This is a genomic window from Pseudomonas sp. NPDC007930, assembly GCF_042958985.1.
Lineage (GTDB): Bacteria > Pseudomonadota > Gammaproteobacteria > Pseudomonadales > Pseudomonadaceae > Aquipseudomonas.
The window spans coordinates 409,628-435,680 of sequence record NZ_JBIBKC010000003.1; the positions used below are offsets into that span (position 1 = coordinate 409,628).

At 58.1% G+C, this 26,053-nt stretch carries 20 protein-coding genes and 1 pseudogene; all 21 read left to right on the forward strand.

All coding sequences use genetic code 11. The features are described from left to right. The first annotated feature begins 1 nt into the window (after position 1). Positions 2-2,128 carry a type IV pilus secretin PilQ gene (pilQ, locus tag ACFZCE_RS09405; protein WP_390938263.1) on the forward strand — a complete coding sequence of 709 codons (2,127 nt, stop codon included), beginning with the start codon at positions 2-4 and terminating at the stop codon, positions 2,126-2,128. Between the two features lie 4 nt (positions 2,129-2,132). Beyond that, positions 2,133-2,651: a shikimate kinase AroK gene (gene aroK, locus ACFZCE_RS09410; RefSeq protein WP_390938265.1), complete on the forward strand. Its 519-nt coding sequence runs from the start codon at positions 2,133-2,135 to the stop codon at positions 2,649-2,651. 57 nt (positions 2,652-2,708) lie between these two features. Continuing rightward, entirely contained in the window at positions 2,709-3,815 is a 1,107-nt protein-coding gene (gene aroB / locus ACFZCE_RS09415) for a 3-dehydroquinate synthase (protein ID WP_390938268.1), read from the forward strand. A 7-nt stretch (positions 3,816-3,822) separates the two neighbouring features. Beyond that, a complete protein-coding gene (locus tag ACFZCE_RS09420) occupies positions 3,823-5,412 on the forward strand; it encodes an AAA family ATPase (RefSeq protein WP_390938270.1) in 1,590 nt (529 codons plus the stop codon). 358 nt (positions 5,413-5,770) lie between these two features. Further along, the gene (gene gltB, locus ACFZCE_RS09425; protein ID WP_390938272.1) at positions 5,771-10,219 is read left to right on the forward strand and encodes a glutamate synthase large subunit; all 4,449 of its coding nucleotides are present in this window, start codon (positions 5,771-5,773) and stop codon (positions 10,217-10,219) included. Positions 10,220-10,323: 104 nt separating this feature from the next. Further along, positions 10,324-11,742, forward strand: a complete 1,419-nt coding sequence (locus tag ACFZCE_RS09430) for an FAD-dependent oxidoreductase (RefSeq protein WP_390938274.1) — start codon at positions 10,324-10,326, stop codon at positions 11,740-11,742. Positions 11,743-12,643: 901 nt separating this feature from the next. Continuing rightward, the gene (locus ACFZCE_RS09435) at positions 12,644-16,603 is read left to right on the forward strand and encodes a hemagglutinin repeat-containing protein (protein ID WP_390938276.1); all 3,960 of its coding nucleotides are present in this window, start codon (positions 12,644-12,646) and stop codon (positions 16,601-16,603) included. Continuing rightward, positions 16,603-17,073: a hypothetical protein gene (locus ACFZCE_RS09440; protein ID WP_390938278.1), complete on the forward strand. Its 471-nt coding sequence runs from the start codon at positions 16,603-16,605 to the stop codon at positions 17,071-17,073. The genes ACFZCE_RS09435 and ACFZCE_RS09440 overlap by 1 nt, the downstream gene beginning before the upstream one ends. Before the next feature lie 190 nt (positions 17,074-17,263). Next, the gene (locus ACFZCE_RS09445) at positions 17,264-17,374 is read left to right on the forward strand and encodes an HNH/ENDO VII family nuclease (protein WP_390938279.1); all 111 of its coding nucleotides are present in this window, start codon (positions 17,264-17,266) and stop codon (positions 17,372-17,374) included. A gap of 122 nt (positions 17,375-17,496) precedes the next feature. Further along, a complete protein-coding gene (locus tag ACFZCE_RS09450) occupies positions 17,497-17,766 on the forward strand; it encodes an SMI1/KNR4 family protein (protein ID WP_390938281.1) in 270 nt (89 codons plus the stop codon). A 315-nt stretch (positions 17,767-18,081) separates the two neighbouring features. After that, a complete protein-coding gene (locus ACFZCE_RS09455; RefSeq protein WP_390938283.1) occupies positions 18,082-19,875 on the forward strand; it encodes a hypothetical protein in 1,794 nt (597 codons plus the stop codon). Then, positions 19,872-20,372, forward strand: a complete 501-nt coding sequence (locus ACFZCE_RS09460; RefSeq protein ID WP_390938284.1) for an Imm70 family immunity protein — start codon at positions 19,872-19,874, stop codon at positions 20,370-20,372. Before ACFZCE_RS09455 ends, ACFZCE_RS09460 begins: the two co-directional genes overlap by 4 nt. Before the next feature lie 423 nt (positions 20,373-20,795). Beyond that, positions 20,796-21,107, forward strand: a pseudogene (locus ACFZCE_RS09465) (transposase); the annotation flags it as partial. 265 nt (positions 21,108-21,372) lie between these two features. Further along, the gene (locus ACFZCE_RS09470; protein WP_390938286.1) at positions 21,373-21,681 is read left to right on the forward strand and encodes a hypothetical protein; all 309 of its coding nucleotides are present in this window, start codon (positions 21,373-21,375) and stop codon (positions 21,679-21,681) included. Continuing rightward, positions 21,678-22,127, forward strand: coding sequence for a hypothetical protein (locus tag ACFZCE_RS09475; protein WP_390938288.1), 450 nt, complete (start codon positions 21,678-21,680; stop codon positions 22,125-22,127). The genes ACFZCE_RS09470 and ACFZCE_RS09475 overlap by 4 nt, the downstream gene beginning before the upstream one ends. Positions 22,128-22,211: 84 nt before the next feature. Then, the gene (locus ACFZCE_RS09480) at positions 22,212-22,517 is read left to right on the forward strand and encodes a DNA/RNA non-specific endonuclease (protein WP_390938290.1); all 306 of its coding nucleotides are present in this window, start codon (positions 22,212-22,214) and stop codon (positions 22,515-22,517) included. Beyond that, the gene (locus ACFZCE_RS09485; protein WP_390938291.1) at positions 22,510-22,839 is read left to right on the forward strand and encodes a hypothetical protein; all 330 of its coding nucleotides are present in this window, start codon (positions 22,510-22,512) and stop codon (positions 22,837-22,839) included. The genes ACFZCE_RS09480 and ACFZCE_RS09485 overlap by 8 nt, the downstream gene beginning before the upstream one ends. A gap of 327 nt (positions 22,840-23,166) precedes the next feature. Then, on the forward strand, positions 23,167-23,427 hold the full coding sequence (locus ACFZCE_RS09490) for a hypothetical protein (RefSeq protein ID WP_390938293.1): 261 nt from the start codon (positions 23,167-23,169) through the stop codon (positions 23,425-23,427). Positions 23,428-23,501: 74 nt separating this feature from the next. Continuing rightward, positions 23,502-23,750 (forward strand): hypothetical protein, encoded by a 249-nt coding sequence (locus tag ACFZCE_RS09495; protein ID WP_390938295.1) that lies wholly within the window; start codon positions 23,502-23,504, stop codon positions 23,748-23,750. Between the two features lie 846 nt (positions 23,751-24,596). Next, positions 24,597-24,887 carry a barstar family protein gene (locus ACFZCE_RS09500; RefSeq protein ID WP_390938297.1) on the forward strand — a complete coding sequence of 97 codons (291 nt, stop codon included), beginning with the start codon at positions 24,597-24,599 and terminating at the stop codon, positions 24,885-24,887. Between the two features lie 360 nt (positions 24,888-25,247). Further along, positions 25,248-25,724, forward strand: coding sequence for a lytic transglycosylase (locus ACFZCE_RS09505; RefSeq protein WP_390938298.1), 477 nt, complete (start codon positions 25,248-25,250; stop codon positions 25,722-25,724). Positions 25,725-26,053: the final 329 nt, after the last annotated feature.

Sequence of the window (26,053 nt, forward strand, 5' to 3'; positions counted from 1 at the left end):
GATGAATAGGCTTCTCTCCGCCGTTGGCATTTCGCTATGGATGGCGCTGTTGTCGCCAATGGTGCTTGCCGCGAACCTCAAGGCGATCGACGTGGCGAGCTTGCCGAGCAACCGTATGGAGCTCAAGCTCACCTTCGACAGCCCGGTCCCGGCCCCGCGAGGCTATACCACCGACCAGCCGGCGCGGATCGCCCTCGACCTGCCCGGGGTGACCAACCGCCTGGCCTCGAGCAGCCGCGACCTGGGCTCGGGCAATGCCCGCAGCCTGGTGGTGGTCGAGGCGCAGAACCGCACCCGGTTGATCATCAACATGAACACCCTGGCGCCCTACAGCACCCGTGCCGAAGGCAACAACGTGTACGTGCTGATCGGCGAAGGCGCCGCCGCGCTGCAGGCCAGCGGGCCCGCCAAGGCCGCCGTGCCGCCGCCGGTGGCCACTGCCCGTGGCGCTGCTGCGGCCGCCCCGGCGCGCAGCCCGGCGATCGCCGGCAAGGCGATCAGCAACGTCGACTTCACCCGCGGTGAGCTGGGCGAAGGCAACGTGGTGGTCGACCTCAACCAGGCCGGCATCGCCCCAGACATCAAAGAGCAGGGTGGCAAGATCGTGCTCACCTTCGCCAAGACCCAACTGCCCGACCCACTGCGGGTGCGCCTGGACGTCAAAGACTTCGCCACGCCCGTGCAGTACGTCAGCTCGACCATGGCCGGAGACACCTCCACCATCACCATCGAGCCCACTGGCACCTACGATTACTCGGCCTACCAGACCGACAACCGCCTGACCATCAGCGTGCGGCCCCTGAGCACCGATGACGTGGCGCGGCGCAATGCCGACAAGAACATCTACACCGGTGACAAGCTCTCGCTGAACTTCCAGGACATCGACGTGCGCTCGGTGCTGCAACTGATCGCCGACTTCACCAACCTCAACCTGGTGGCCAGCGACACCGTGCAGGGCAACATCACCCTGCGCCTGCAGAACGTGCCGTGGGACCAAGCCCTGGACCTGGTGCTGAAAACCAAGGGGTTGGACAAACGCAAGGTCGGCAACGTGCTGCTGGTGGCCCCGGCCGACGAGATCGCCGCCCGCGAGCGCCAGGAGCTGGAGTCGCAGAAGCAGATCCAGGACCTCGCGCCGCTGCGCCGCGACCTGATCCAGGTGAACTACGCCAAGGCCTCGGACATCGCCAAGCTGTTCCAGTCGGTGACCGGCGCGGGCGGCAAGGGCGCCGCGGGCGCCGACAGCGGCGGCGAAACCCGTGGCTCGATCACCGTCGATGACCGCACCAACAGCATCATCGCCTACCAGACCCAAGAGAGCCTCGACGAACTGCGCCGTATCGTCGCCCAGCTCGACATCCCGGTCCGCCAGGTGATGATCGAAGCGCGCATCGTCGAAGCCACCGTCAACTACGACAAGGCCCTTGGCGTGCGTTGGGGGGGTACCTCCACCGGCCATGGCAACACCACCATCTACGGCCTCGACGACAACGGCGACGAAGCCGGCAACACCGGGACCAGCGTGGGCACCAACGTGCCGTTCGTCGACCTGGGCGCGGCCAATGCCACCAGCGGTATCGGCATCGGTTTCGTGACCAACAACACGCTGATCGACCTGGAACTGTCGGCCATGGAAGCCACCGGCAACGGCGAGGTGGTGTCGCAGCCCAAGGTCGTGACCAGCGACAAGGAAACCGCTAAGATCCTGCGCGGTACTGAGATCCCCTACCAGGAAGCGAGCTCCAGCGGCGCGACCACCGTATCCTTCAAGGAGGCGGCGTTGTCGCTGGAGGTGACCCCGCAGATCACGCCAGATAACCGCATCATCATGGAAGTGAAGGTGACCAAGGACGAACCCGACTACCTCAACGAGGTACTGGGCGTGCCGCCGATCACCAAGAACGAGATCAACTCCAAGGTGCTGATCAACGACGGCGAAACCATCGTGATCGGTGGGGTATTCATCAACTCTCAGAGCAAGACGACTGAAAAAGTGCCATTTCTGGGCGACGTACCGTACATTGGTCGCCTTTTCCGTCGGGATACCGTCTCCGACGACAAAACTGAGCTGCTGGTGTTCCTGACCCCCCGTATCATGAATAACCAGGCGATTGCCGTGGGCCGTTGATGCTGTGCGAAACCTGATACTCGTTGGGCCGATGGGGGCTGGGAAAAGCACCATCGGCCGTTTGCTTGCCAAAGAGCTGCGCTTGCCGTTCAAGGATTCCGACAAGGAAATCGAAACACGTACCGGCGCCAATATCCCCTGGATCTTCGACAAGGAAGGAGAGGCCGGCTTTCGCGAGCGCGAAGCCGCGATGCTCGCCGAGCTTTGCGCGTATGATGGGCTGGTATTGGCCACGGGCGGTGGCGCGGTGATGCGCGACGAAAACCGCAAGGCCCTGCACGCCGGTGGGCGAGTGGTCTATCTCCACGCCTCGGTGGAGCAGCAGGTCGGGCGCACCGCCCGTGATCGCAACCGGCCACTACTGCGCACCGCCGATCCAGCAGGTACCCTACGGGCGCTGCTCACGCTGCGTGACCCGCTGTACCGGGAAATCGCCGACATCGTGGTAGAAACCGACGAGCGGCCGCCACGCATGGTCGTGCTCGATATCCTCGAACGGCTGCGGGAACTGCCACCCCGTTGAGCCCGCGCAGGCATTACAACAAGCAAGGGGCAGCGAAGCCCACGATTGGCGGAAAACATGCAAACACTGAAGGTTGAACTGGCCGAGCGTAGCTACCCGATCCACATCGGCGAGGGCCTGCTGGCCAACCCCGAATGCTTCCTGCCCTACCTGGCCGGCAAGCAGGTCGCGATCGTCACCAACGAAACCGTCGCCCCGCTGTACCTGGCGCAGCTCGAACAGGCCCTGGCCGGGCGCTCGGTGATCAGCGTGGTGCTGCCCGACGGCGAAGCGCACAAGCACTGGGAAACCCTGCAAACCATCTTCGACGGCCTGCTCAGCGCCCGCCATGACCGCCGCACCACCGTGATCGCCCTCGGCGGCGGGGTGGTCGGCGACATGGCCGGCTTCGCCGCCGCCTGCTACCAGCGCGGGGTGGACTTCATTCAGGTGCCGACCACGCTGCTGTCCCAGGTCGACTCTTCCGTGGGTGGCAAAACCGGCATCAACCACCCGCTGGGCAAGAACATGATCGGCGCGTTCTACCAGCCCAAGGCCGTGGTGATCGACACCGCCTCGCTGCGCACGCTGCCTACCCGCGAGCTGTCGGCGGGCATGGCCGAGGTGATCAAGTACGGGTTGATCTGCGACGAGCCGTTCCTTACCTGGTTGGAAGAAAACACCGCCGCGCTGATGGCGCTGGATGCGCGCGCGTTGACCGAAGCGATCCGCCGCTCGTGCCAGGCCAAGGCTGATGTGGTCAATGCCGACGAGCGCGAGAACGGCGTGCGCGCCACGCTCAACCTTGGCCACACCTTCGGCCACGCCATCGAAACCCACATGGGCTACGGCGTGTGGCTGCACGGTGAGGCCGTGGGCGCTGGCACCGCGATGGCGCTGGAAATGTCCATGCGCTTGGGCTGGATCACCCAGGCCGAGCGCGACCGCAGCCTGCGCCTGCTGCTGCGCGCCGGTTTGCCGGTGGTGCCGCCAGCGCAAATGGCCCCGGAAGACTTCCTGCGGCACATGGCCGTGGATAAAAAAGTCCTCGATGGGCGCATGCGCCTGGTGCTGCTGCGCCGCCTCGGCGAGGCCGTGGTGACCGACGACTATCCACACGAAATACTCAAGGCTACGCTGGCCGCGGATTACGCGGGCATCGTTGCCCAGTTGCAAGGTGAATGAGGGTTCCATGTCCAGTCTGCATGCCGACGAGGCTTTTTTAGGTCATTACCAGCTCGACCATGACCCGTTCGCGGCGCGGGTGCCTGGCTTCAAGTTCTTCCCCGCCCAGCGCAAGCCGGTGCTGGGGCAGTTGCACCACCTGGCGCGCTACAGCCAGATGATGCTGGTGGTCAGCGGCCCCCAGGGCAGCGGTAAAACGCTGCTGCGCCAGGCGCTGGTGGCCAGCACCAACAAGCAGTCGGTGCAGAGCGTGGTGATCCCCGCCCGCGGCGCCGGCGATGCCGCCAGCGTGCTCGCGCAAGCTTCCCAGGCCCTGGGCGCGGCGCAGGCCGAGGTGGGCTCGATCATTTCCCAGGTGGTGCAACTGGGCCTGACCGGCCAAGAGGTGTACCTGCTCGTCGACGACGCGGAACAACTCGACGATTCGGCACTCGAAGCGCTGCTGGCGCTGGCCCAGGGCAACCCCGAAGGCCGCGCCCATGTGTTCCTGTTCGGCGAGCCCGCGTTGCTCGACCAACTGGAGCAGGGCAGCATCGCCGGTGAGCTGTACCACGTCATCGAGCTGCTGCCGTACACCGTAGAAGAAACACGTGAATACCTGGCCATGCGCCTGGAAGGCGCGGGGCAGGGCGTTCAGCTGTTGACCAACGACCAGATTGCCGACATTCACGAAACCTCCGGTGGCTGGCCTGGCCCTATCAACCAGGCGGCCCGGGATTCGATGATCGAGGCGATGATCGCCAGCCGCTCTGCGGTGAAGCGTCCAACCATGGGGTTCAAGATGCCGAAGAAGCTAGTAATGGGCGCCGCCGCCGTCGTGGTGGTGGTTGTCGCCGCCGCCGGGGTGATGTCTGGCCGCAGCAAGGCGCCAAGCAATGCGCCGGTACAGGCCCAATTGCCACTGGGCCAGGGCCAGCCGGGCAGTGCCCAGCCCAACCAGGACGGCAACCCGTCGATCGAATTTGCCGGTAACAGCAAGCCGCTGCCCATGAACGGCCAGCAGCCGGTGGTGCGCGAGCCGCTGGCCTCCGCCGCCGGTGGCGACACCGACGAAGGCACGCCGATGCCCAATGGCTCGGTCGCACCGCCCACCGTGACCACCAGCGCGCCGCCCGCCGGCAGCGTGGCTTCGGCGCCCAACAGCCTGCCGCCCGCCGCCCCGGCTACCCAGCCGATGGGTGAGCCCGCCGCCAACAAGCCGGCCAAGCCCGCCAGCCAGCTGGCCACCGCCAAGCCGGCGCCCAAGGTGATCGAAAAACCGGTTGAAAAACCCGCCGAGAAAACCGCCGCCGCTGCCAAGCCAGCCGCCGGGGGCAGCTGGTACAGCGGCCAGGCGCCGGGTTCGTACGTGGTGCAGATCCTCGGCACCAGCAACGAAACCACCGCCCAGGCCTATGTGCGCGAGCAGGGCAGCCAGTACCGCTACTTCAAGAAAACCCTGCAGGGCAAGCCGCTGTACGTGATCACCTATGGCAACTTCCCAAGCCGGGATGCCGCCGTGGCAGCGATCAAGAACTTGCCAGCGAAGGTCCAGGCTGGTAAACCTTGGCCTAGAACCGTCGCCAGCGTTCAACAAGAGCTCGCCTCGGCCCATTAAGGCGCGGTGGCCTTACCCTGGCCACCGGCGTTCCTCGCAACACCTGAAAAGCCCGCCGCGCCCCGCGCGGCGGGCTTTTCTGCCCTGATAACGAGCCGTGGCCGCCTACAGGCATTGCGCCACAAGCCGATATCACCGTAGGCTCTGCCGTATAGCTAACACGATGCCGCGCCAATAACATTCAATTTGGCGACACGATTTTATGACAATTCGTCGTAAAATTTGTGAGGCTACCCTGCGCTGTGTACAATGACCGCCCATTTGCCCCGCTAAAGCTGGCGTACGTTCAGTGCGGGCGTAACTGCTTGAAAAGTAAAGAATTTGCCTGAAAAACAGGCAGCCTGGTGAGAAAGTGTCTATGAAAACAGGTCTGTACCGTCCCGACGAGTTCAAGGATAACTGCGGCTTTGGCCTGATCGCCCATATGCAGGGCGTTCCCAGCCATGATCTGCTGAACACGGCCATTGAAGCCTTGACCTGCATGACCCACCGCGGTGGGATCAACGCCGACGGCAAGACCGGCGACGGTTGTGGCTTGCTCATTCAAAAGCCGGATCAGTTCCTGCGGGCCGTGGCCCAGCAGCAGTTCGCCCGTGAGCTGCCGCGCCAGTACGCGGTGGGCATGGTGTTCCTCAACCGCGACGACGCCAAGGCCGCCGCCGCCCGCGAGAACATGAACCGCGAAATCCTCGCCGCTGGCCTCGAGCTGATCGGCTGGCGCGAAGTGCCGATCGACACCCGCGTGCTCGGCCAGCTGGCCCTGGAGCGCCTGCCGAAGATCGAGCAGGTGTTCATCGGCGGTGAAGGCCTGACCGACCAGCAGTTCGCCATCAAGCTGTTCAGCGCGCGCCGCCGTTCGTCGGTGGCCAACGCCGAAGACACCGACCACTACATCTGCTCGTTCTCGCACAAGACCATCATCTACAAAGGGCTGATGATGCCGGCGGACCTCGCCGCCTTCTTCCCTGACCTGGGTGACGAGCGCCTGCAAACCGCGATCTGCGTGTTCCACCAGCGCTTCTCGACCAACACCATGCCGAAATGGCCGCTGGCGCAGCCGTTCCGCTTCCTCGCCCACAACGGCGAGATCAACACCATCACCGGTAACCGTAACTGGGCACTGGCGCGGCGCACCAAGTTCCTCAACGACGTGATCCCCGACCTCGAAGAGCTCGGCCCGCTGGTCAACCGCGTGGGCTCCGACTCTTCGAGCATGGACAACATGCTCGAGCTGATGGTCACCGGCGGCATCGACCTGTTCCGCGCCGTGCGGATGATCATTCCGCCGGCCTGGCAGAACGTCGAAACGATGGACTCCGACCTGCGCGCTTTCTACGAATTCAACTCCATGCACATGGAGCCGTGGGACGGCCCCGCCGGCGTGGTGATGACCGAAGGCCGCCACGCGGTGTGCCTACTCGACCGCAACGGCCTGCGCCCGGCGCGCTGGGTCACCACCAAGAACGGCTACATCACCCTCGCCTCGGAAATCGGCGTGTGGGACTACAAGCCCGAAGACGTGATCGCCAAGGGCCGTGTAGGCCCGGGGCAGATCCTCGCGGTCGATACCGAAACCGGGCAGATCCTCGAAACCGACGACATCGACAACCGCCTGAAGTCTCGCCACCCCTACAAGCAGTGGCTGCGCAAGCACGCCACGCGCATCCAGGCCACCCTCGAAGACAGCGACCACGGCTCGGCTTTCTATTCGCCCGAGCAGCTCAAGCAGTACATGAAGATGTACCAGGTCACCTTCGAAGAGCGCGACCAGGTGCTGCGCCCGCTGGGTGAGCAAGGCTACGAAGCGGTCGGCTCGATGGGCGACGACACGCCGATGGCGGTGCTGTCGCAGCGTGTGCGCACCCCGTACGACTACTTCCGCCAGCAGTTCGCGCAGGTCACCAACCCGCCGATCGACCCGCTGCGCGAAGCGATCGTGATGTCGCTGGAAATCTGCCTGGGCGCCGAACGCAACATCTTCGAAGAGTCCGCCGATCACGCCTCGCGGGTGATCCTCAGCTCGCCGGTGATCTCCCCGGCCAAGTGGCGCACGCTGATGACGATGGAACGCGAAGGCTTCCAGCGTTACGTGATCGACCTCAACTACGACCAGGCCCTGGGCCTGGAAGCAGCGGTGCGCAACATCGCCGACCAGGCCGAGGAAGCCGTGCGCGCCGGCCACAGCCAACTGGTGCTGAGCGACCGCCACATCGCCCAGGGCAAGCTGCCGGTGCACGCCGCGCTGGCCACCGGCGCGGTGCACCACCGCCTGGTCGAAAAAGGCCTGCGTTGCGACAGCAACATCCTGGTCGAAACCGCGACCGCCCGTGACCCGCACCACTTCGCCGTGCTGCTGGGCTTCGGCGCCTCGGCGGTGTACCCGTTCCTGGCCTATGAAGTGCTGGGCGACCTGATCCGTACCGGCGAGGTATTGGGCGACCTCTACGAGGTGTTCAAGAACTACCGCAAGGGCATCACCAAGGGCCTGCTGAAAATCCTCTCGAAGATGGGCATCTCGACCATCGCCTCGTACCGTGGCGCGCAGCTGTTCGAAGCCATCGGCCTGGCCGATGACGTCACCGAGCTGTGCTTCCGGGGCGTGGCCAGCCGCATCAAGGGCGCGCGTTTCGTCGACCTCGAAGCCGAGCAGAAAGCCCTGGCCGCCGAAGCCTGGAGCGCGCGCAAGCCGATCCAGCAAGGTGGCCTGCTGAAGTTCGTGCACGGTGGCGAATACCACGCCTACAACCCCGATGTGGTGAACACCCTGCAGGCCGCCGTGCAGCAAGGCAGCTACGAGAAATTCAAGGAATACTCCGCGCTGGTCGACCAACGCCCGGTGTCGATGATCCGCGACCTGCTGAAGGTCAAGGAAGCCGAGCAGCCGCTGGCGATCGAAAACGTCGAGCCACTGGAAGCGATCCTGCAGCGTTTCGACTCGGCGGGGATTTCCCTCGGCGCGTTGTCGCCAGAGGCCCACGAAGCCCTGGCCGAGGCGATGAACCGCCTGGGCGCGCGCTCCAACTCCGGTGAGGGCGGCGAAGACCCAGCCCGCTACGGCACCATCAAAAGCTCGAAGATCAAGCAGGTGGCCACCGGCCGCTTTGGCGTGACCCCGGAATACCTGGTCAACGCCGAAGTGCTGCAGATCAAAGTGGCCCAGGGCGCCAAGCCTGGCGAGGGCGGCCAGCTGCCCGGCGGCAAGGTCAACGGCCTGATCGCCAAGCTGCGCTATGCGGTGCCCGGCGTTACGCTGATTTCCCCACCGCCGCACCACGACATCTACTCGATCGAAGACCTCGCGCAGCTGATCTACGACCTCAAGCAGGTCAACCCGGCGGCGCTGGTGTCGGTCAAGCTGGTGTCCGAGGCCGGCGTGGGCACCATCGCCGCCGGCGTGGCCAAGGCCTATGCCGACCTGATCACCATCTCTGGCTACGACGGCGGCACCGGCGCTTCGCCGCTGACCTCGATCAAGTACGCCGGCTCGCCGTGGGAACTGGGCCTGGCTGAAACCCACCAGACCCTGCGCGGCAACGACCTGCGCGGCAAGGTGCGGGTGCAGACCGACGGCGGCCTGAAAACCGGCCTCGACGTGATCAAGGCGGCCATCCTCGGCGCCGAGAGCTTCGGCTTCGGCACCGCGCCGATGATCGCCCTGGGCTGCAAATACCTGCGCATTTGCCACCTGAACAACTGCGCCACCGGCGTGGCCACCCAGAACGACAAGCTGCGCAAAGACCACTACATCGGCACCGTCGACATGGTGATCAACTTCTTCACCTACGTGGCCGAAGAAACCCGTGAGTGGCTGGCGCGCCTGGGCGTGCGCAGCCTCGGCGAGCTGATCGGCCGCACCGACCTGCTCGACGTGCTGCCGGGTGAAACCGCCAAGCAGCAACACCTGGACCTCACACCGCTGCTGGGCAGCGACCTGATCCCGGTGGAAAAACCGCAGTTCTGCCAGGTTGACCGCAACCCGCCGTTCGACAAGGGCGAAACCGCCGAGAAGATGGTCGACATGGCCCTGGCCGCGATCGAGCGTAAAAGCGGCGGCGAGTTCGAGATCGACCTGTGCAACTGCGACCGTTCCATCGGCGCGCGGGTGTCGGGCGAGATCGCCAAGCGCTACGGCAACATGGGCATGGCCGGCGCGCCGATCACCTTCCGCTTCAAGGGCACCGCCGGGCAAAGCTTCGGCGTGTGGAACGCCGGCGGCCTGAACCTGTACCTCGAAGGCGACGCCAACGACTACGTGGGCAAGGGCATGGCGGCGGGCAAGCTGGTGATCGTGCCGCCCAAAGGCAGCCCGTTCAAAACCCAAGACAGCGCCATCATCGGCAACACCTGCCTGTACGGCGCCACCGGCGGCAAGCTGTTCGCCGCCGGCACCGCCGGTGAGCGTTTCGCCGTGCGTAACTCGGGTGTGCACACCGTGGTCGAAGGTACTGGCGACCACTGCTGCGAGTACATGACCGGTGGTTTCGTCTGCGTACTGGGCAAAACCGGTTACAACTTTGGCTCGGGCATGACCGGGGGCTTTGCCTACGTGCTGGACCTGGACAACACCTTCGTGGACCGCGTGAACCACGAACTGGTGGAAATCCAGCGGATCAGCGGCGAGGCGATGGAGGCTTACCGCAGCCACCTGGACAGCGTGTTGGCCGAATACGTGCAAGAGACCGACAGTGAATGGGGCCGTAACGTCTGGGAAAACCTCGACGACTACCTGCGCCGCTTCTGGCTGGTGAAGCCGAAGGCCGCCAGCCTCAAGAACCTGTTGTCTTCGACGCGGGCCAACCCGCAATAAGCAAGCCGCAAGCCCCAAGCCACGCTTGGGGCACGCTGCCCCCGACACCGAATTTATGCTTGCAGCTTGAAGCCTGACGCTGATAGCTGCGCCGAGAGGCGACCATGTCCGAACGCTTGAGTAACGACTTTCAGTTCATCGAAGTAGGGCGCAAAGACCCGAAGAAAAAACTGCTGCGCCAGCGCAAGAAGGAATTCGTGGAAATCTACGAACCCTTCAAGCCGCAGCAATCGGCCGACCAGGCGCACCGCTGCCTGGGTTGCGGCAACCCGTATTGCGAATGGAAGTGCCCGGTCCATAACTTCATCCCCAACTGGCTGAAGCTGGTCAGCGAAGGCAACATCCTCGCTGCCGCCGAACTCTCGCACCAGACCAACACCCTGCCGGAAGTGTGCGGCCGCGTGTGCCCGCAAGACCGCCTCTGCGAAGGTGCCTGCACCCTCAACGACGGCTTTGGCGCGGTGACCATCGGTTCGGTCGAGAAGTACATCACCGACACCGCCTTCGCCATGGGCTGGCGCCCCGACATGTCGCGGGTGGTGCCCACCGGCAAGCGCGTCGCGATCATCGGCGCCGGCCCTGCCGGGCTGGGCTGCGCCGACGTGCTGGTGCGCGCCGGTGTGACCCCGGTGGTGTTCGACAAGAACCCTGAAATCGGCGGCCTGCTGACCTTCGGCATCCCCGAGTTCAAGCTTGAGAAAAGCGTGCTGAGCAACCGCCGCGAAGTGTTCACCGGCATGGGCATCGAGTTCCGCCTGAACACCAACGTGGGCACCGACGTGACCATGGAGCAACTGCTGGCCGAATACGACGCCGTGTTCATGGGCATGGGCACCTACACCTACATGAAGGGCGGCTTCCCCGGCGAAGACCTGCCGGGCGTGCACGACGCGCTCGACTTCCTCATCGCCAACGTGAACCGCAACCTGGGCTTTGAAAAAGCCCCGGAAGACTTCGTCGACATGAAGGGCAAGCGCGTAGTGGTACTGGGCGGTGGCGACACCGCGATGGACTGCAACCGCACGTCGATCCGCCAGGGCGCGAAAACCGTGACCTGCGCCTACCGCCGTGACGAAGCGAACATGCCTGGCTCGCGCAAAGAGGTGAAAAACGCCAAGGAAGAAGGCGTGAAGTTCCTCTACAACCGCCAGCCGATCGCGATCGTGGGTGAAGACAAAGTCGAAGGCGTGAAAGTGGTCGAAACCCGCCTGGGCGAGCCCGACGCCCGCGGCCGCCGCAGCCCCGAGCCGATCCCGGGCTCCGAAGAAATCCTCCCGGCCGACGCCGTGGTGATCGCCTTCGGCTTCCGCCCCAGCCCGGCCGGCTGGTTCGAGCAGCACAGCATCAGCGTCGACAGCCAGGGCCGCGTGGTCGCCCCAGCGCAGGCGCAGTACAAGCACCAGACCAGCAACCCGAAAGTGTTCGCCGGCGGCGACATGGTGCGCGGCTCCGACCTGGTGGTCACTGCCATCTTCGAAGGCCGCACCGCGGCGGAAGGGATTCTGGACTACCTCGGGGTGTAAGCCCTCTGGCGTTTGGTGCCTTCCCAGAAAACCCAGCCCTGAACCGGCTGGGTTTTTTTATGGGGGCGTGGGCCCTCAAACCCCTTGCCCGGCAAAGCCGGAGTAGCGGACCACGGCCTCCTACCAGATTTGTGTAAACCCTTGATTTAAAGGGAAATACGCCGCCCGTGGGAGATTCTATGGTTTTGAGCCAGTGAGCTGATCCGTTTTTTCTGGAGACACCACTTCACCTTTCCGCCCTTACGGCGGGTTACTTTTGGTTTCGCCCAAAAGTAACCAAAAGGCATTGCGCTCAATCGTCCGGCCCCCGCCTACGGCGGGGGTTCCCTCGCTCCGGCGCCGCTCCAGGGGCCCGCGGCGAAGGGCCATCCCTGGCCAATCGCCGCTCTCGGCGCATCCCTGCGCCTCGACCCCTTCCGCGACACCTCCACTCGGCCTCCCGAATCGCGCGTTCGGCGGCGCCTGGGCGATCGCGCACCAAAAGCAAAAGCAAAAGCAAGAGCAAGAGCATTCCCCAAGCCCTTCCTGTGATTTCAATTCACCGTCGTGGGCAGGCTGTGCCGTAATGCTATTCACTAAAGCAATCAGAGCGCTAAATCGAGGCTTAGAAGCCATGGATTTTTTTAGGTGGTTTTACCGAGCGCATCACCTGATTGGCCCCTCGCCCGGCGCAGCCGGAGTGCCGGACCACGGCCTCCCACCAGATTTATGTAAGTACTTGATTTACTAGACAACACAGACCCCGTGGGAGGCCGGCTGTGCCGGGCGATAGGCCCTAAAACCTCAGACACAGACCCCCCCGCGTACTGCGTACTCAGCGCACCTCGGACGTAGGCGCTTACGCGCGGCTGGCCGATGCCGCACCGACACCAGCGCCCCCGGCAGCCCCTACGCCACCGTGGTGGCGCTGAACCCACAACTGCCGCCGGCGCTGGCGCAACAGCAAGTCAGCCCTACCACGCTGCCGGGCTTCAGCCTGCCCAGTGGGCAAAACGGCTTGTTCCGCCTCAGCGGCCAAGGCACCGGCAACCCCGCCGAGAACACCGCTGTGGGCCCGGTCGCGCTGGCCAGTACCCGTGAAACCCAAAGCTACGACAGCACCAATGTGGCCTCGGTGATCAACGCCGGGCACGACCTGACCATCAACAGCCAACAGGGCAGCGATGGCGGCGTAAGCCTCAATGGTGGCCGTGATGTGACCGTGATCGGCAGCCGGCTGGCGGCCGGCAATGACCTGCTGCTGGGCGGCACGGGCGACGTAACCGTGGCGGCCGGGGAGAACGAAAGCGGCGCCTCGAGCAAGAAAACCAAATCGGGGATGTTCGGCCTTTCAAAAAGCGGCCGCACCGAGCTACAGACCCAGACCACTCAAGCGGGTAGCGTATTGGCCGCCGGCAACGATGCAGTATTGGTTGCCGGCCGGGATGTGCAGTTGAGCGCCAGTGCCGTGGAGGCTGGGCACGATGCGCAACTGCAGGCGGGGGTACTGGATACCAGCGGTGACGTGCGGCTTAACGCTGGCAGCAATGAAGCGTATGTGTACGCAGAGTCCTGGAAGAAGAAAGTGGGCCTGTCGCTCGTCGGCGGCTCGAGCCTAACAGGCAGCGGAGGCGGTACCGGCTTTGGTATTAGCCTCGCCCAGGGCCGGAAAAGCGGGCATGAGAGCAGCCAGGCGACCAACATTGGCAGTTCGGTTAGCGCGGGTAACGACGCTTCGCTCAACGCGGCGCGCGACATCAGCCTGACCGGCAGCGCCGTGAGCGCTGACGGCACCCTGGCCCTGAATGCCGGCCGCGACATAACCCTGGCCGCTGGTAGCGAAGCCGCCCAACAAGCGAGCTGGAGCAGCAAAACGGCCGCCGGGCTGAGCCTGAGCGCTGACCGCAATGGGTTCAGCGCATTTGCCGGGCAGGAGGCTGCCAAAGGCAAAACCACCCAAGGCCACGACGGCGCTAGCCCTTCCACGCTGGACGGCTGGGATGTGACCCTGGCGGCCGGGCGCGATATTGTTCAAAGCGGTTCGGATGTCAGCGCGGTGCGCGATGTGGCGTATTCCGCCGGGCGCAACATCACCCTGGAAGCCGCTCGCGAGCGTGACACCGCTAGTAGCGAGGCGAGCCTGTCACGCTCAGGCGCCAGCGTGACGGTCAATCACAACCTGGGCAATACCGCCGATGCCCTCAAAGGCGCGGGCAAAGGCGAAGACAGCGTCAGCAAAGCTTCGAGCACCCTCGCGGCGGTGGATGCATTTGATCAGTTTGCCCGTGGCCCTACCCTCGACGGCACGCTGGGCAATAGCAAAACCCGGGAGAGCAGTGCTGGCACTACCGTCGGCGCCCGTGGCTCGACGATCAACGCCGGCGGCGACACCACCCTGGTGGCTGGAGACACCCTGGCCATCAATGGCAGCCAGCTCAGTAGCGGCCGCGACATCAATCTTGGCGCCCGAGATATAACCCTGGGTGTGGCCAACGGCCAAGTAAGCCAACACAGCGAACAGCAACAAAGCAACGGTGGCATCAAGGGCGGCACCACCAACGGCTTCAAGGTGGGCATCGGCGCGGGCAGCGGCGTAGCTGACCAGAACAGCAGCCAGCAAACCTCTCTGGCCAGCAGCCTGAGCGCTGGCCGCGACCTCAACGCCACCGCGCAAAACGACTTGACCCTGATCGGCACCCAGGCCAGTGCCGGGCGCGATGTTCAGCTCAAAGCGGGCAACGACCTGAATATCCTCGCTGCGCAGAACGCTACCGCCAGCCAGGACGCCCGCCACAGTGGCAGCGGCGAAGTAGGGCTGACAGTCGGGCAACAAGGCGTTGGCGTGTACGCCAGCGTAAGCATGGGCAAGGGCACCCTCGACCGCGAAGCCAACCAGGCGCAGATGGCCCAGGTGCAAGCGGGCAATGCCATGCACCTGGCCAGCGGCCGCGACACCACGGTAGCTGGCGCGCAGCTGCGGGCTGACAGCGTGAGCGCCGAGGTAGGCCGCGACCTCACCGTGAGCTCGGTACCCGATACCGGCAAGGCCAGCGGCAAGCAGCAGGATGTGAGTGCCACCGTCACGGTCGGGCTGGGCTGGGCGAGTGCCAGCGGCTCGCTGGGCTATGGGCGTACCACCGGCGAAACCCATTGGGTCACCGAGCAGACCGCGATCACCGCCGCTGAGCAGCTGGCGATCGTCACGGGTGAGCACACCCAGCTCAACGGCGCGCTGCTCAATTCAGACACCGGCAAGCTCAAGCTCGATACCCAAACCCTGGGCTACGCCGACATCGCCGGGCTGGACAAAGAACACAGCTACTACCTGAACGTAGGCGGCAGCTATGGCACAGGCGGCACCCAGGACAACAGCCAGACTGGCAAGGGTGAGCCAGGGCAGAACAACTGGAGCGTGCAAGGCTACAACGCCACCACCGACCGGCAACAAGCGGTGCGTGCCACGGTGGGTGCGGGTGAGATTGTGGTGCGGGGGGATGCGCCGGGTGAGGATTCTACCGCCGGGCTGAACCGTGACCCGAGCAAGGCTTATGAGGTGACGCGGGATGAGGTGCATCGGACGGATGTGTATGCCTCGTCGAACTCGATAAATGCCGCGCTGCACCCGTTTGCCACCGTCGATAATTGGAAAAACCAACTAGCCCAGTATGGTGACAACACCCAGGCTGCGTTGGATCAGGGCGCTGCCTTGGTACGTGGAGCAGGCAAGGCGGCTGAGAGGGCTTGGCATGAAATACAAGCGCAGCAGTTATCGATCGACGAAGTACCTGCTTCCGCAAAGTCGGCATTAGGGAGTGATGAAACTGCCCTGCTGATTGCCAAGAATCTGGTCCGCAATGGCAAGTCGCCTGCGGAGCTGGCACAGCTGACCCCTGGCGACCTCGAGTTTGTAAAAGCGGCGGCCCAGATTTTGTCGCAGTACGACAGTGGCACCGGCACCTGTGTTGGCCAGACAGGTTGCTCGCAAGGCGGTCAAGTTCCTTACAAGGATGGGTACGCCTGGGCTGACGAGCAAGGTAATAGGCAGGTTGCGGAGACTAGCGGTCTCGTGGTGAAGACCCCTGGTCAATTACTGCTGGCGAAAATGGAGGTAGTGGGTAGTTACCTCAGCGCGCTGGACCCTGAGAAGGCGCAATTGGTTGCGTTGAGCATTCAAGCGACGATGGGGCCAGCCAAGGCTGCGGTTGGGCTAGCGGGGAATGCGCTGGTGGGCGCCTTGCTAGGGGATCAGATCCAGGCGGTGAAGGACCAGGTTGCGCTGACAACGGCTGCGGCGCTTAGCGGTAATTCGAGCAGCGACATTGCGGCCAGTGATGCGTATCTCAAGCGTTTGCATGATGCGGGCATGCTTGATCAGGAAGGCGATACCTATCTGAAGGGGGCGTCTACGCTCCTTGATATTGCGCTTGGTGTGGGCGTACCGGTAGGTGGTAAGGTAGTCGCGCGGACTGTTACCGTTGGGAGTGGTGCAAAAGGGGAAGTTTCCGGTCTTCTTCCAAAACCTGGCGCTACGTCCATTCCAGCAAGTGGCGTAGGGGCTGGTGCAGCATTTAAGGTAGATTCGAAGCAGCTAGGTAAAAAGCTCGGTAAGCACGTTGAAGATTTCGGCGGCAATGCGGCTAGTCCAGCAGATCGTAAAATGGTACTCGACAAAATTCATGACGTTGCGAGTAACCCTGAAAAGGTAGTTCCTGGGACTTTTGCTGGGCAAGGGGAAAATGGCGCACGGGGTGATGTGTTTTTCAGGATTAAGGGTAATGATGTGGTCGTCACTAAGCCTGATGGAACGTTCGTTACCATCTTGAAAGATGGGGCAATTCAGAATCCATCTGTACAGAGCGCATTAAAGGGAGGTGTCAGGTAATGAGCTCCACTAGACTTATGGTTGATTGGCTGTTAGCAGTGCTCGGTAAGAAGTTGCTATCAGTAAATGCTCTGTCTCATGTTTTCTCTTTCGAGAGGGATTCTGCTTTTCAAGAGATTGCTCTTCTATTCGAAAACTCTGAAGCTGGGAAGGTTTATGGCGGACCTGATGGTTCATCCATCTTTTTTTCTTTGAATCCAATTTCAAGCTGCGATCTAGGTGAGTACGGCAGGCAAGAAATTTTTTGTATTTCTGATGAACTTTATTTCTCCGATGTTGTGGGAAAGTATTTGGTGTCAGCATCACTTGTGCAGTCCTTAACAGAAAACCTAGTGATAGGCGTTGCTCTCTCGTTTGATAACGATTTTTGCCTGTTCATTTTGAACTTAGGTGATGAGCTTTTTATCTATGATGAGATCCCAGAGGAAATCGTGATCAGTGAGGGAGTGAGCCTTACCTCTGTGAGATAAAGGTGCATAAGGAATAGGGAATGCTACATAGGCGGGTTCTGTTTTCACCCAACAGCGTAATTTCTGGTCAAAAGATCCTATTCAGTTTGATAGGAATAAGGTTTTTCAGCGGAATGCTTTATTTGATACTAACTTGCAGGCTAGTTGGCGTGAAGGTGGCAAGGTCATAACGGGTGCTAAGGCTGAGTGTATGGCCTCTGGCCGAGCGCCCATTGGTGTAGATGGAAAATCAGTGAACCTTCACCATATGACGCAAACACAGTCTGGACCTATTGCAGAAATGACGCAGAGCTTTCACTAAACCAATAGCGCAACTATTAACATTAACCCTAATACAATTCCTTCTGGAATTGAGAGGGCTGCTTTTGATAAGTGGAAGGTACAATACTGGCAGCAACGATCTGCAGATTTTAGGAATTGAGAATGAGCCAAGTTACGACGCATCAAATTGAGGATTTAGTATCACTGCACCCTGATATCGTGTGCTTTGGTAGTGAGGCCGATCGTGTGGGTGACGACTGGATTCAGAAGGCGGAGCAGAGGCTAGAGCTTAAACTGCTAAGGTCGTACAAGTGGTTTTTAAAGACGTATGTGGGTGGAGAGATTGGTACTGAAGAAAATTACAGTATCTATGGTGTGGACTTTGAGGGTGTCAATGGGGGGATATTGTCTGTCAACATATTGTGGGTATGAAAAATAATCTGGTAGATGGCAAAAAGCTTGTGATTAGCGAAACTGATATAGGGGGAGTCTTTTTCTTTGACTATTCAAAGTTTAAAGATGGTGAATGCCCCCAGTGAGTCTTCGGCTTCCGTCTGGCAAGAGTGTTTATTACGCTTCAGATTTTTATGAGTTTTTATATAAACGAATTTCTGCCCATATTTGATAGATGTCCTCATCCTACACCGGCCTCGTGCCGGTGTTGTTTTATCTGCTTACTGTAAAATTTCCTTTCCTTCGCTGCTCGCTTTGGTCGTTGCTTGCAAGGCCAGCGGCAAGCAGCAGGATGTGAGTGCCACCGTCACGGTCGGGCTGGGCTGGGCGAGTGCCAGCGGCTCGCTGGGCTATGGGCGTACCACCGGCGAAACCCATTGGGTCACCGAGCAGACCGCGATCACCGCCGCTGGGCAGCTGGCGATCGTCACGGGTGAGCACACCCAGCTCAACGGCGCACTGCTCAATTCAGACACCGGCAAGCTCAAGCTCGATACCCAAACCCTGGGCTACGCCGACATCGCCGGGCTGGACAAAGAGCACAGCTACTACCTGAACGTAGGCGGCAGCTATGGCACCGGCGGCACCCAGGACAACAGCCAGACCGGCAAGGGCGAGCCAGGGCAGAACAACTGGAGCGTGCAAGGCTACAACGCCACCACCGACCGGCAACAAGCGGTGCGTGCCACGGTGGGTGCGGGTGAGATTGTGGTGCGGGGGGATGCGCCGGGTGAGGATTCTACCGCCGGGCTGAACCGTGACCCGAGCAAGGCTTATGAGGTGACGCGGGATGAGGTGCATCGGACGGATGTGTATGTCACCAGTTCAGCCATCGATGCGATTACTCACTACGAAGAGACGGGCCGCCGGTGGCGCGATGGCCTAACGAACTATGGAGATGCACAGCAGAAGCAGATATCCGATGGCGTAACGACCATCGTCAACCAGTACAGGTCGATGGCGTTGACGGTGGATCAGCTGCCGCCGGGATTGCGGGCAAAGCTGGGCGATGACCAAGCGTTGAGCGTGGCTAAAGGGCTGGTCGCCGCGGGTGCAGCCACCGAGGTTATGAACGGCCTCCCTCAGCGAGGGCTCGACGCTCTGGTAGATCTGGCCACCCTGGGCCAACAGCTTGCGAGTTGCCAGGGCACCTGCCCGAGCAAAGCGACGATTGGGGTTATGCCCATTTCAACTGCTGATGGGCTAGAGCTGCCAGCCACCAGTATCACCTTGGGGCAGGGCCAGGCGTTTCTAGGAGCTGTGGTTACGCTGGCGGACAGCCTACCGGGTGAGGACGTTGCCAAAGCCCTCCTGCTTGCACAGGCGGCGATGGGGCCAGCGAAATTCCTCGTTAATACGTTGGTGCAGCAAGCGATTGCCCAGACAGTGGGCGAGAAAATCGATGACGTAAAGCACGAGCTTTCAATCCTGCTGGCGAGCAAGTTGACTGGGGTGCCGGTTGACGATGTCCGGACCAGCGACAGTGAAGGTCGCAAGGCTTATGCTGACGATCCGACGGCGGAGGTGATCAACGGCAGCATTGATGTTGTCGGGGCGCGGTATTTGATTGATAGTATCACCCAGGTTGCGACGGGAGTTGCGGGTAAGGCGGCGGGGCGGGTTGTTGCTGTTGGGGGTGGTGCAAAAGCAACTGGTGGCGCTGCTGGAAAGGTAGATGATCTTGCCTCTACTGGGACACCTGTTCGTCCCACACCCCAAAAGTCTGAAATTGATGTCGGCGCTGATCTTGGTACTGGAGCTCGCCCACAAGTCAGTTATAAAAATGGACAAGAAGTTCCTTACGGTACTTCGGGTAGTGTTCGTCCAGACTGGTGTATAGGTAACGTATGCAGTGTTGAAGTGAAAAACTACAACATCGCAAATAATCAAAGCGGATTGATTAGTAATGTTTCCAAGCAAGTCCTTCAGCGAGCTGAAAACTTGCCTCAGGGAATGCAGCAGCAAGTGGTTATTGATATTCGAGGGCAAGCTGTTACGCCTGTGCAGCGCGCGCAAATAGTTCGTGGAATAGTTGATAGGTCAAATGGGGCAATATCTTCCTCATCCATCAGGTTTAAAGCAGAATGAAAAATGTAGGTGTTCTTGCCGCAATGACAATATCTGTCTTAGGTCCAGCCTCTGATGTTGACTGTTTTTTTAAGTCAGTTGTGTTTTTTCTAGAGGGCGGCAAAAGAGGAAGCAAGTATCCCTTGGTTACAGAGAAGCTTTATTGTCGCTCTTTAAGCAAAAACGAACTGGCTGATTTAAAGATGGATTTAGAGAGTGTAAGGGCTGAGTTTAATAGCATTCCTGCGGATAGCTTTGATATAAGTGCTTTCGGGGTGGACGAGAAAAATACTCGTTTGATTTTGAGTGGTAATACTCTGGCTGACATCTTTGCTCGTTTCTTCAAAATTATTTTTGATGCTGTCGAATGTTCAGATGTTTTTTATAAAGAATTTAATGATTACGTCCCTTTAAGAATCGGCTTTACCGACGCGCCTGATTATGTTTTTGATGTGAATCGTTCCGAAGATTTGTATAACTCTCTTGCTTCTGACGAGTTACCTTTCTGGCGTCGCTGATCTGTAGAAATTCTATTTTTTTAGCACCGGCTTAACGCCGGTGTTTTTTCATCCGATTTGCAGCTCTTTTGCTATCTATTTGCTTACCTTTTGCTCCCACGTTGCATCCTTTCTGCACTCAGGTTGCACACCTTCCGCACCCATCCTTACGACCTACGGTCTACCTGCTCAATACGCCCTTTTTTCAGCACGATTTTTCGCTCCTTAACAGGAGCAAAATTTCAATACACATCACGCACCTCTTGCGAGGTGAGTATTTTTTCTATGTATCAATTGGTTATCCGACTTCTGCCTTCTAGGCTCTGTACGAAATTGGATGAAACCATTCAGACGAGCGCAAGCCGCTGAATTCAGTAAAGTATTCACCCCTCGAAGGTGGAGATTTTTTGGTGGCCAAGCGCTATGAAATTGCAGACGAGTCCTGAGCGCTGCAAATGGTTGCTGGCCGATAAAGGCTACGACGCAGAGGCCCTGCGTCAATACTGCAACCGGTACCCCATGCAGCCTGTGATCCCGCTTAGATCAATGAAGCGGAAGCCCCGGCCAGGGCTGCCTCGACTGTTCGACAAGCCCAAATATGTGCAGCGCAACATCATCGAAAGGATGTTCGGCTGGCTTAAGGAAAATCGCCGCATCGGAAGCCGTTACGACAAGCTGGCCAGAAGCTTTTCAGCCATGGTCACGCTCGCCTGCTCGCTTCGGTGTTTGCGAAAATTAGTTTCGTACAGAGCCTAGCGAGCAACCAGGCATTGCTTCGCGGGGAAACTGTAGGACCTAGCGCTCCGCTGATTCCGAATGATGATAAACAGTTGCAAAAGGCGCCGGCCGAGACGGGCTACGCGCCGCGCTGAGGGCGAGGTGCGGGCCACCGCCCCTTCACCAACCTGCGCCAAGGCTAACGCGCTGCGCTTGTTGGCACCCGCCCTGCCCGGCGGCTGCGCCGGACAGGGGCTTGAGTTTTTAGCTGCGCAACGCTGGCCACGCCGCTAAGCTGGTGCCCATGAACAGAATCCACTCTGGAAATCCGCTGCTCTGGTTATGCCTGCTGTTGCTGGCCGGGGCGGTTCTGGGCGTGCAGCTTGCAACGCCGAAAGTCGCGTCGGGGCCGTTTTACGCGGCGCCGGAGCATCACCTGGGCGTAACGCGCTGGGAAGTCGCGCCGCGCCTGGGCCTAGGCGCTCGGACAACGAAATTCGCGTCGGGTGTTGAGGCTTATCCGGGCAAGACTTTCAATGAATTAGCGGCTGATCAGCTAAATAATAAGATCCCACCTACAGGGGCGGAGCAACTTAAGTCGGTGCGTCCATGAAGATTGGTCAGCCAAAATTAATCTTGAATCCGTATGAGTGGTTACCAGGGTATGGCGAGTCAAAAGTGTCATTCCGCTCAGTAGGGGCTGACGTAGTACTTGATGTCGAATACGAGAGAGATGACTCAGATACTGATGGAGTTGACGTTGTACTTAGCTTAAGAAGGGAAATTGTTTTCAAATTTGTGCGTGATTTTGTGCGAGTTAGTTTCCCAGGTAGCGCCTTTTTTGAATTTGAGGGTGACTCAAGTAAATTTAGGCTGGGTGAGTTGACCGAGTTTGTAGATTCAGAGTTTGTTCGGGTTAGCCTGGAGTCCGCGCATTCGGTGTCGAGTGGTGAGTTATCAGGGATAAGGCATTTTAGCATTCAGTTTTTATCTGAAAATGTTGCGTTCCATGTCTTGGCCGAAGACGTGATTTTATCGGGGGAGCAGCTAGTTTCTTAATCTTTTTTAATCAAAACGGCTGGTGCATGGCTTGTTAACCAGACTCCATTCTCCGCCTGAAAGAACTTGAAGCCCTGCTAATGTGTGGCAGGCAAGTGCGGCATCAGTGGGGACGAAGGTGGGCACTTGATTGCTAGTATATTCAACGGGCCTGGGGAGGGCTTGAACCTCCTTCCCATGAATGGGAACTTGAATAAAGGTACTTGGAAATCTATGGAGAATACATGCGCATCTGCACTTAAGGAGGGCAAGCAGGTTAGCGTGAAGATTGAGCCTGTGTATTCTGGCAACAGTGTTCGGCCAGATAGCTTTAATGTGGAGTATCCAATAGGCGGTGCTCGTCCAAAAGAGATTGTATTTAAAAGCTCACCGGGGGGGATTGATGCGTAGTGATGATGATATCTACAATGACATTGGGGGAGTTTTAATTGAAGTTGCTCCCGCCGGAGCCTGTAAAATTATAATGCGTGTACAGCTATCTCAAGAGCTAGATAGCTGTGAGTATGAGTATGACTACATTGATGAACAAGGTGTCGTTGCCTGGTTCACGGCAGGCGGGCGAGCCAATACAGATATTTTAAAACTTTTAACAGAGCTGTGCAGTTGGTATGTTGAGAATAAACTTACAGGTGGGCTGCCAGCGTGGAGTGGCTGTGAGGTGATCTTGGACTTGGTTAAAGTTAAGATAAGTATAGACTTTATTTATTCTTGAAAATTAAGCAGTAGGTTTAGATGTAGAGGCTGAGGTGTAAAAGTCTCAGACTTAATCTGAGTCTTCGGCTTCCGTCTGGTGAGATTGTTAATTGCGCTTCAGGTTTTTATGAGTTTTTCTATAAACGAATTTCTGCTCATATTTGATAGATGTTCTCATCCTGCACCGACCTCGTGCCGGTGGTGTTTTATCTGCTTACTGCAAAACCTCCCTTCCTTCGCTGTTCGCTTTAGTCGTGGCTTGAGCGATCAGAGCATCGAGCATCTGCGTAACAAATTTCTGCTGGCTCTTGGGTAGGCATTAAAAATATTTCAGTGAAGGTGATTCGTGAGCCAGGAAATTAATAAGCACGTTGCGCAAGCCATTGTTGAGTTTGCTATGCTCCTTGAGTTTTCGGGGGGAGATGCCTTGAATCCAGATGCTGCAATGCAGGGGCTTGAACAATTAGCTTCGACATTGCAAATGATGGACTTTGAATCTAAATCATCTTTGTGCTTGCAGTTTAAAAGCATTGCAATAGAGTACTCAGATGAGCAGGCAGCGTTTGTGGAAAGCTTGGGAGAAACGCTGGGGTTGATCGAGGAGTAGTTGCTCATCAGTAGAAGCCCCAAATGTTAGGCAAGGGCGATTCTGTCCCGTTACCTTGAATTTTCGGAGGGCTTGTGGCTTCAATTCATATTGAGGAAATTCAAAAAATCCTATTTGCGCAAGGCAATAAAGATTCCTTGCCAAATCAAGATAATGGGGAGGGCTACTTTCTAGAGATTAAATTTGACAGCTCTACTCGCAAGGCATCTCGGATTGTTGATGAGGAGTATAAGGATAAAGTAATAACTCTGGATTGTCATTACGGCACAGTAGTTATTTTGTGTGATGAGGAAGGGCAGTTAAAATCAATTGAGTTAAGTTAGCTGCACTAAATTGATATTCCCAGCACCGGCCTTGCACCGGTGTTTTTGCACCCTGTTTGCCCTCTGGCAGCACCCTTTCCGCACTCAAGTTGTACCCGTTCTGTAGTCATCCCCACCTCTGTGATAAAAGTATTCACCGACAAAGCCGGCAACCTGATCACAACCTTTCCAGTTAAGGCGGGTAATTGATGCGATCTCTCTCTACAAAAGTCTGGCATGAGTTGCAATCGACTGTGACGCTCTTGGGTGATAAGTCATCGCCGAGGGATGTGCTCGAGATGATTCTTATGTGGATAAGGCGCAATTACAAATATTTCGCTGTCGATCCGTTCTCGGCCTATAGTTTCGATCAGCTTTCGAACGTGAATGAGAAATTGATGCCCGTTGAGTTTTCGACTTTTAGACTTGACGACATAGCTCATTTTAGAGGAATTATTTTACGCTATAAGGCCAGCGACGTAGAGGCAATTGCGCGGTTTTTACGCGATACGATAGAGGAGTTGGTTACTATCGAGATTGATGAACAATGCCCTAGGTGTGAATCTCCTGCTATGCGCATTTTTATAGGAAACCAGAACGGATTGTTGGCTTTTCAGTGTAATGTCTGTGGCCACTCCCATTACTCAGATGGATCTAAGGTCGAGATTGGGGGATTGGAGTTTGTGAGTGAGGTAAGGTTGCGAGAGTTTGGATTGATTTAAGGGTGCAAAAGGCATTAGATTACTCTTCTATTCGAAAACTCTGAAGTCGGGAAAATTTATGGCGGACCTGATGGTGCATCTATCTGTTTTTCTTTGAATCCAATTTCAAGCTGCGATCTAGGTTCAAAGATATAGGGGCTTGGAAATGATTAAGACAAAGATATTTATCGATGGGGATTTGTTGAGGCCAAGTGAGGATTTTCACCGGCAGTTTGCTAGGCAGTTGGGTATTTCTAAGTACTACGGTGCAAATTTAAGTGCTTTGCGAGATACTCTTTTTGGAGGGGTGGAGTGCCCATGCCTACTGATTTGGAAGGGCCATAAAAACTCCAAAGGTAATATGGGTGATGATTATTATAAGATATTGGCGGTGCTAGAATCTGTGCACTCGAACTTCTTAAGATTCTCCGAGGGGTTTGATTTTGCTCTTGAGTGATGAGCCCAGTCTAAGAACTACCCGAATAAAGAAGTTTATATTCAGCGACCACAAGGGGAATGGCTATTGTCGTGTTGATTCGTATAACCCCATAAATGGCGAAATCGTCTCTCGTAAATTGACACAGTTTTCTGAGGCTCAGAGGCGACAGCAAAGAGCTAAATGGTGAGGCTATTACGAAGTACCCTTCTGGCGCGACCATTGCGAAAGTTACATCTAGAGGGTTTTGGATGGCCAAAAATTGCAAGAGACCATTATTCTGGAGGTTCCTCCACAGAATGGAGTAATTTAAAAAGCCATCTTGGATTCTGGCAATAAGGCAGGGTTTTTAGTTAGAGATACTAATGGGAAGGTGTGTTGATGGGTCTGCCTATTTATTATTGTAAGTCTTGGTTTCGGATGAAAAAGTTTGCGATAGAGCCTATGGATGAATCTCTGGCACATTCTAGGCATCTCTCGGGCGAGTCATATACGGCTCTCATTGGGTCGGACTCTGCGCCATCTTGCTTTGTTGAGTTCTCCATAGACAAAGGAATGGTTGGTGTCGGTTTTTTAGATAGAAAGTGTCGTGAGTATCTGACCTACCAATTTAAAGTAACAGATGCGGATAATTTATTTTTGACTATGGCGACTCATCGTAAATTTGAAGCGGATGGAGACGAGGTCATAGGTGGGGAGTCCTATATTTTCAATGAGGAAGGCAGCCTTGTTATCAGGCGAGAAAAATTCAATTCTCATGAGATTGAAGAGGCCAGATCCAGTTTCGAGCCGTCTCGGAATTATGAAAAAATCCCCATATTTGGTTGTTACTCTAATTTAACAAAAGCTGATAGATGAACAGGTAGGTGAGTTTCATTATCAATTTCAAGGGGGTGCTCTATTGATGGTTGACGTCCAGTGATTGTTGATTTCAAAAATTCCCCAGGTGGTATCTAGTGAGTGATTAGGAGATATGTCATAAAGTCGGGCAGGTCCTAGTTGATGCGGGCTCAGAGTTGTTGATTAGTTGCGTGAATACTTATTCCGCTAATAAATTGACTGCCGGAGCAGATGCCTGGACTGGTTGTGAGACTAATTTAAGTGTTGGAGGGGTGAAGTTTGGGATTGAATTTGCATGTAGTAAGTAGATCAAGGTTTTATTCGGGGCGTGTGTTTTAATCCTTAGG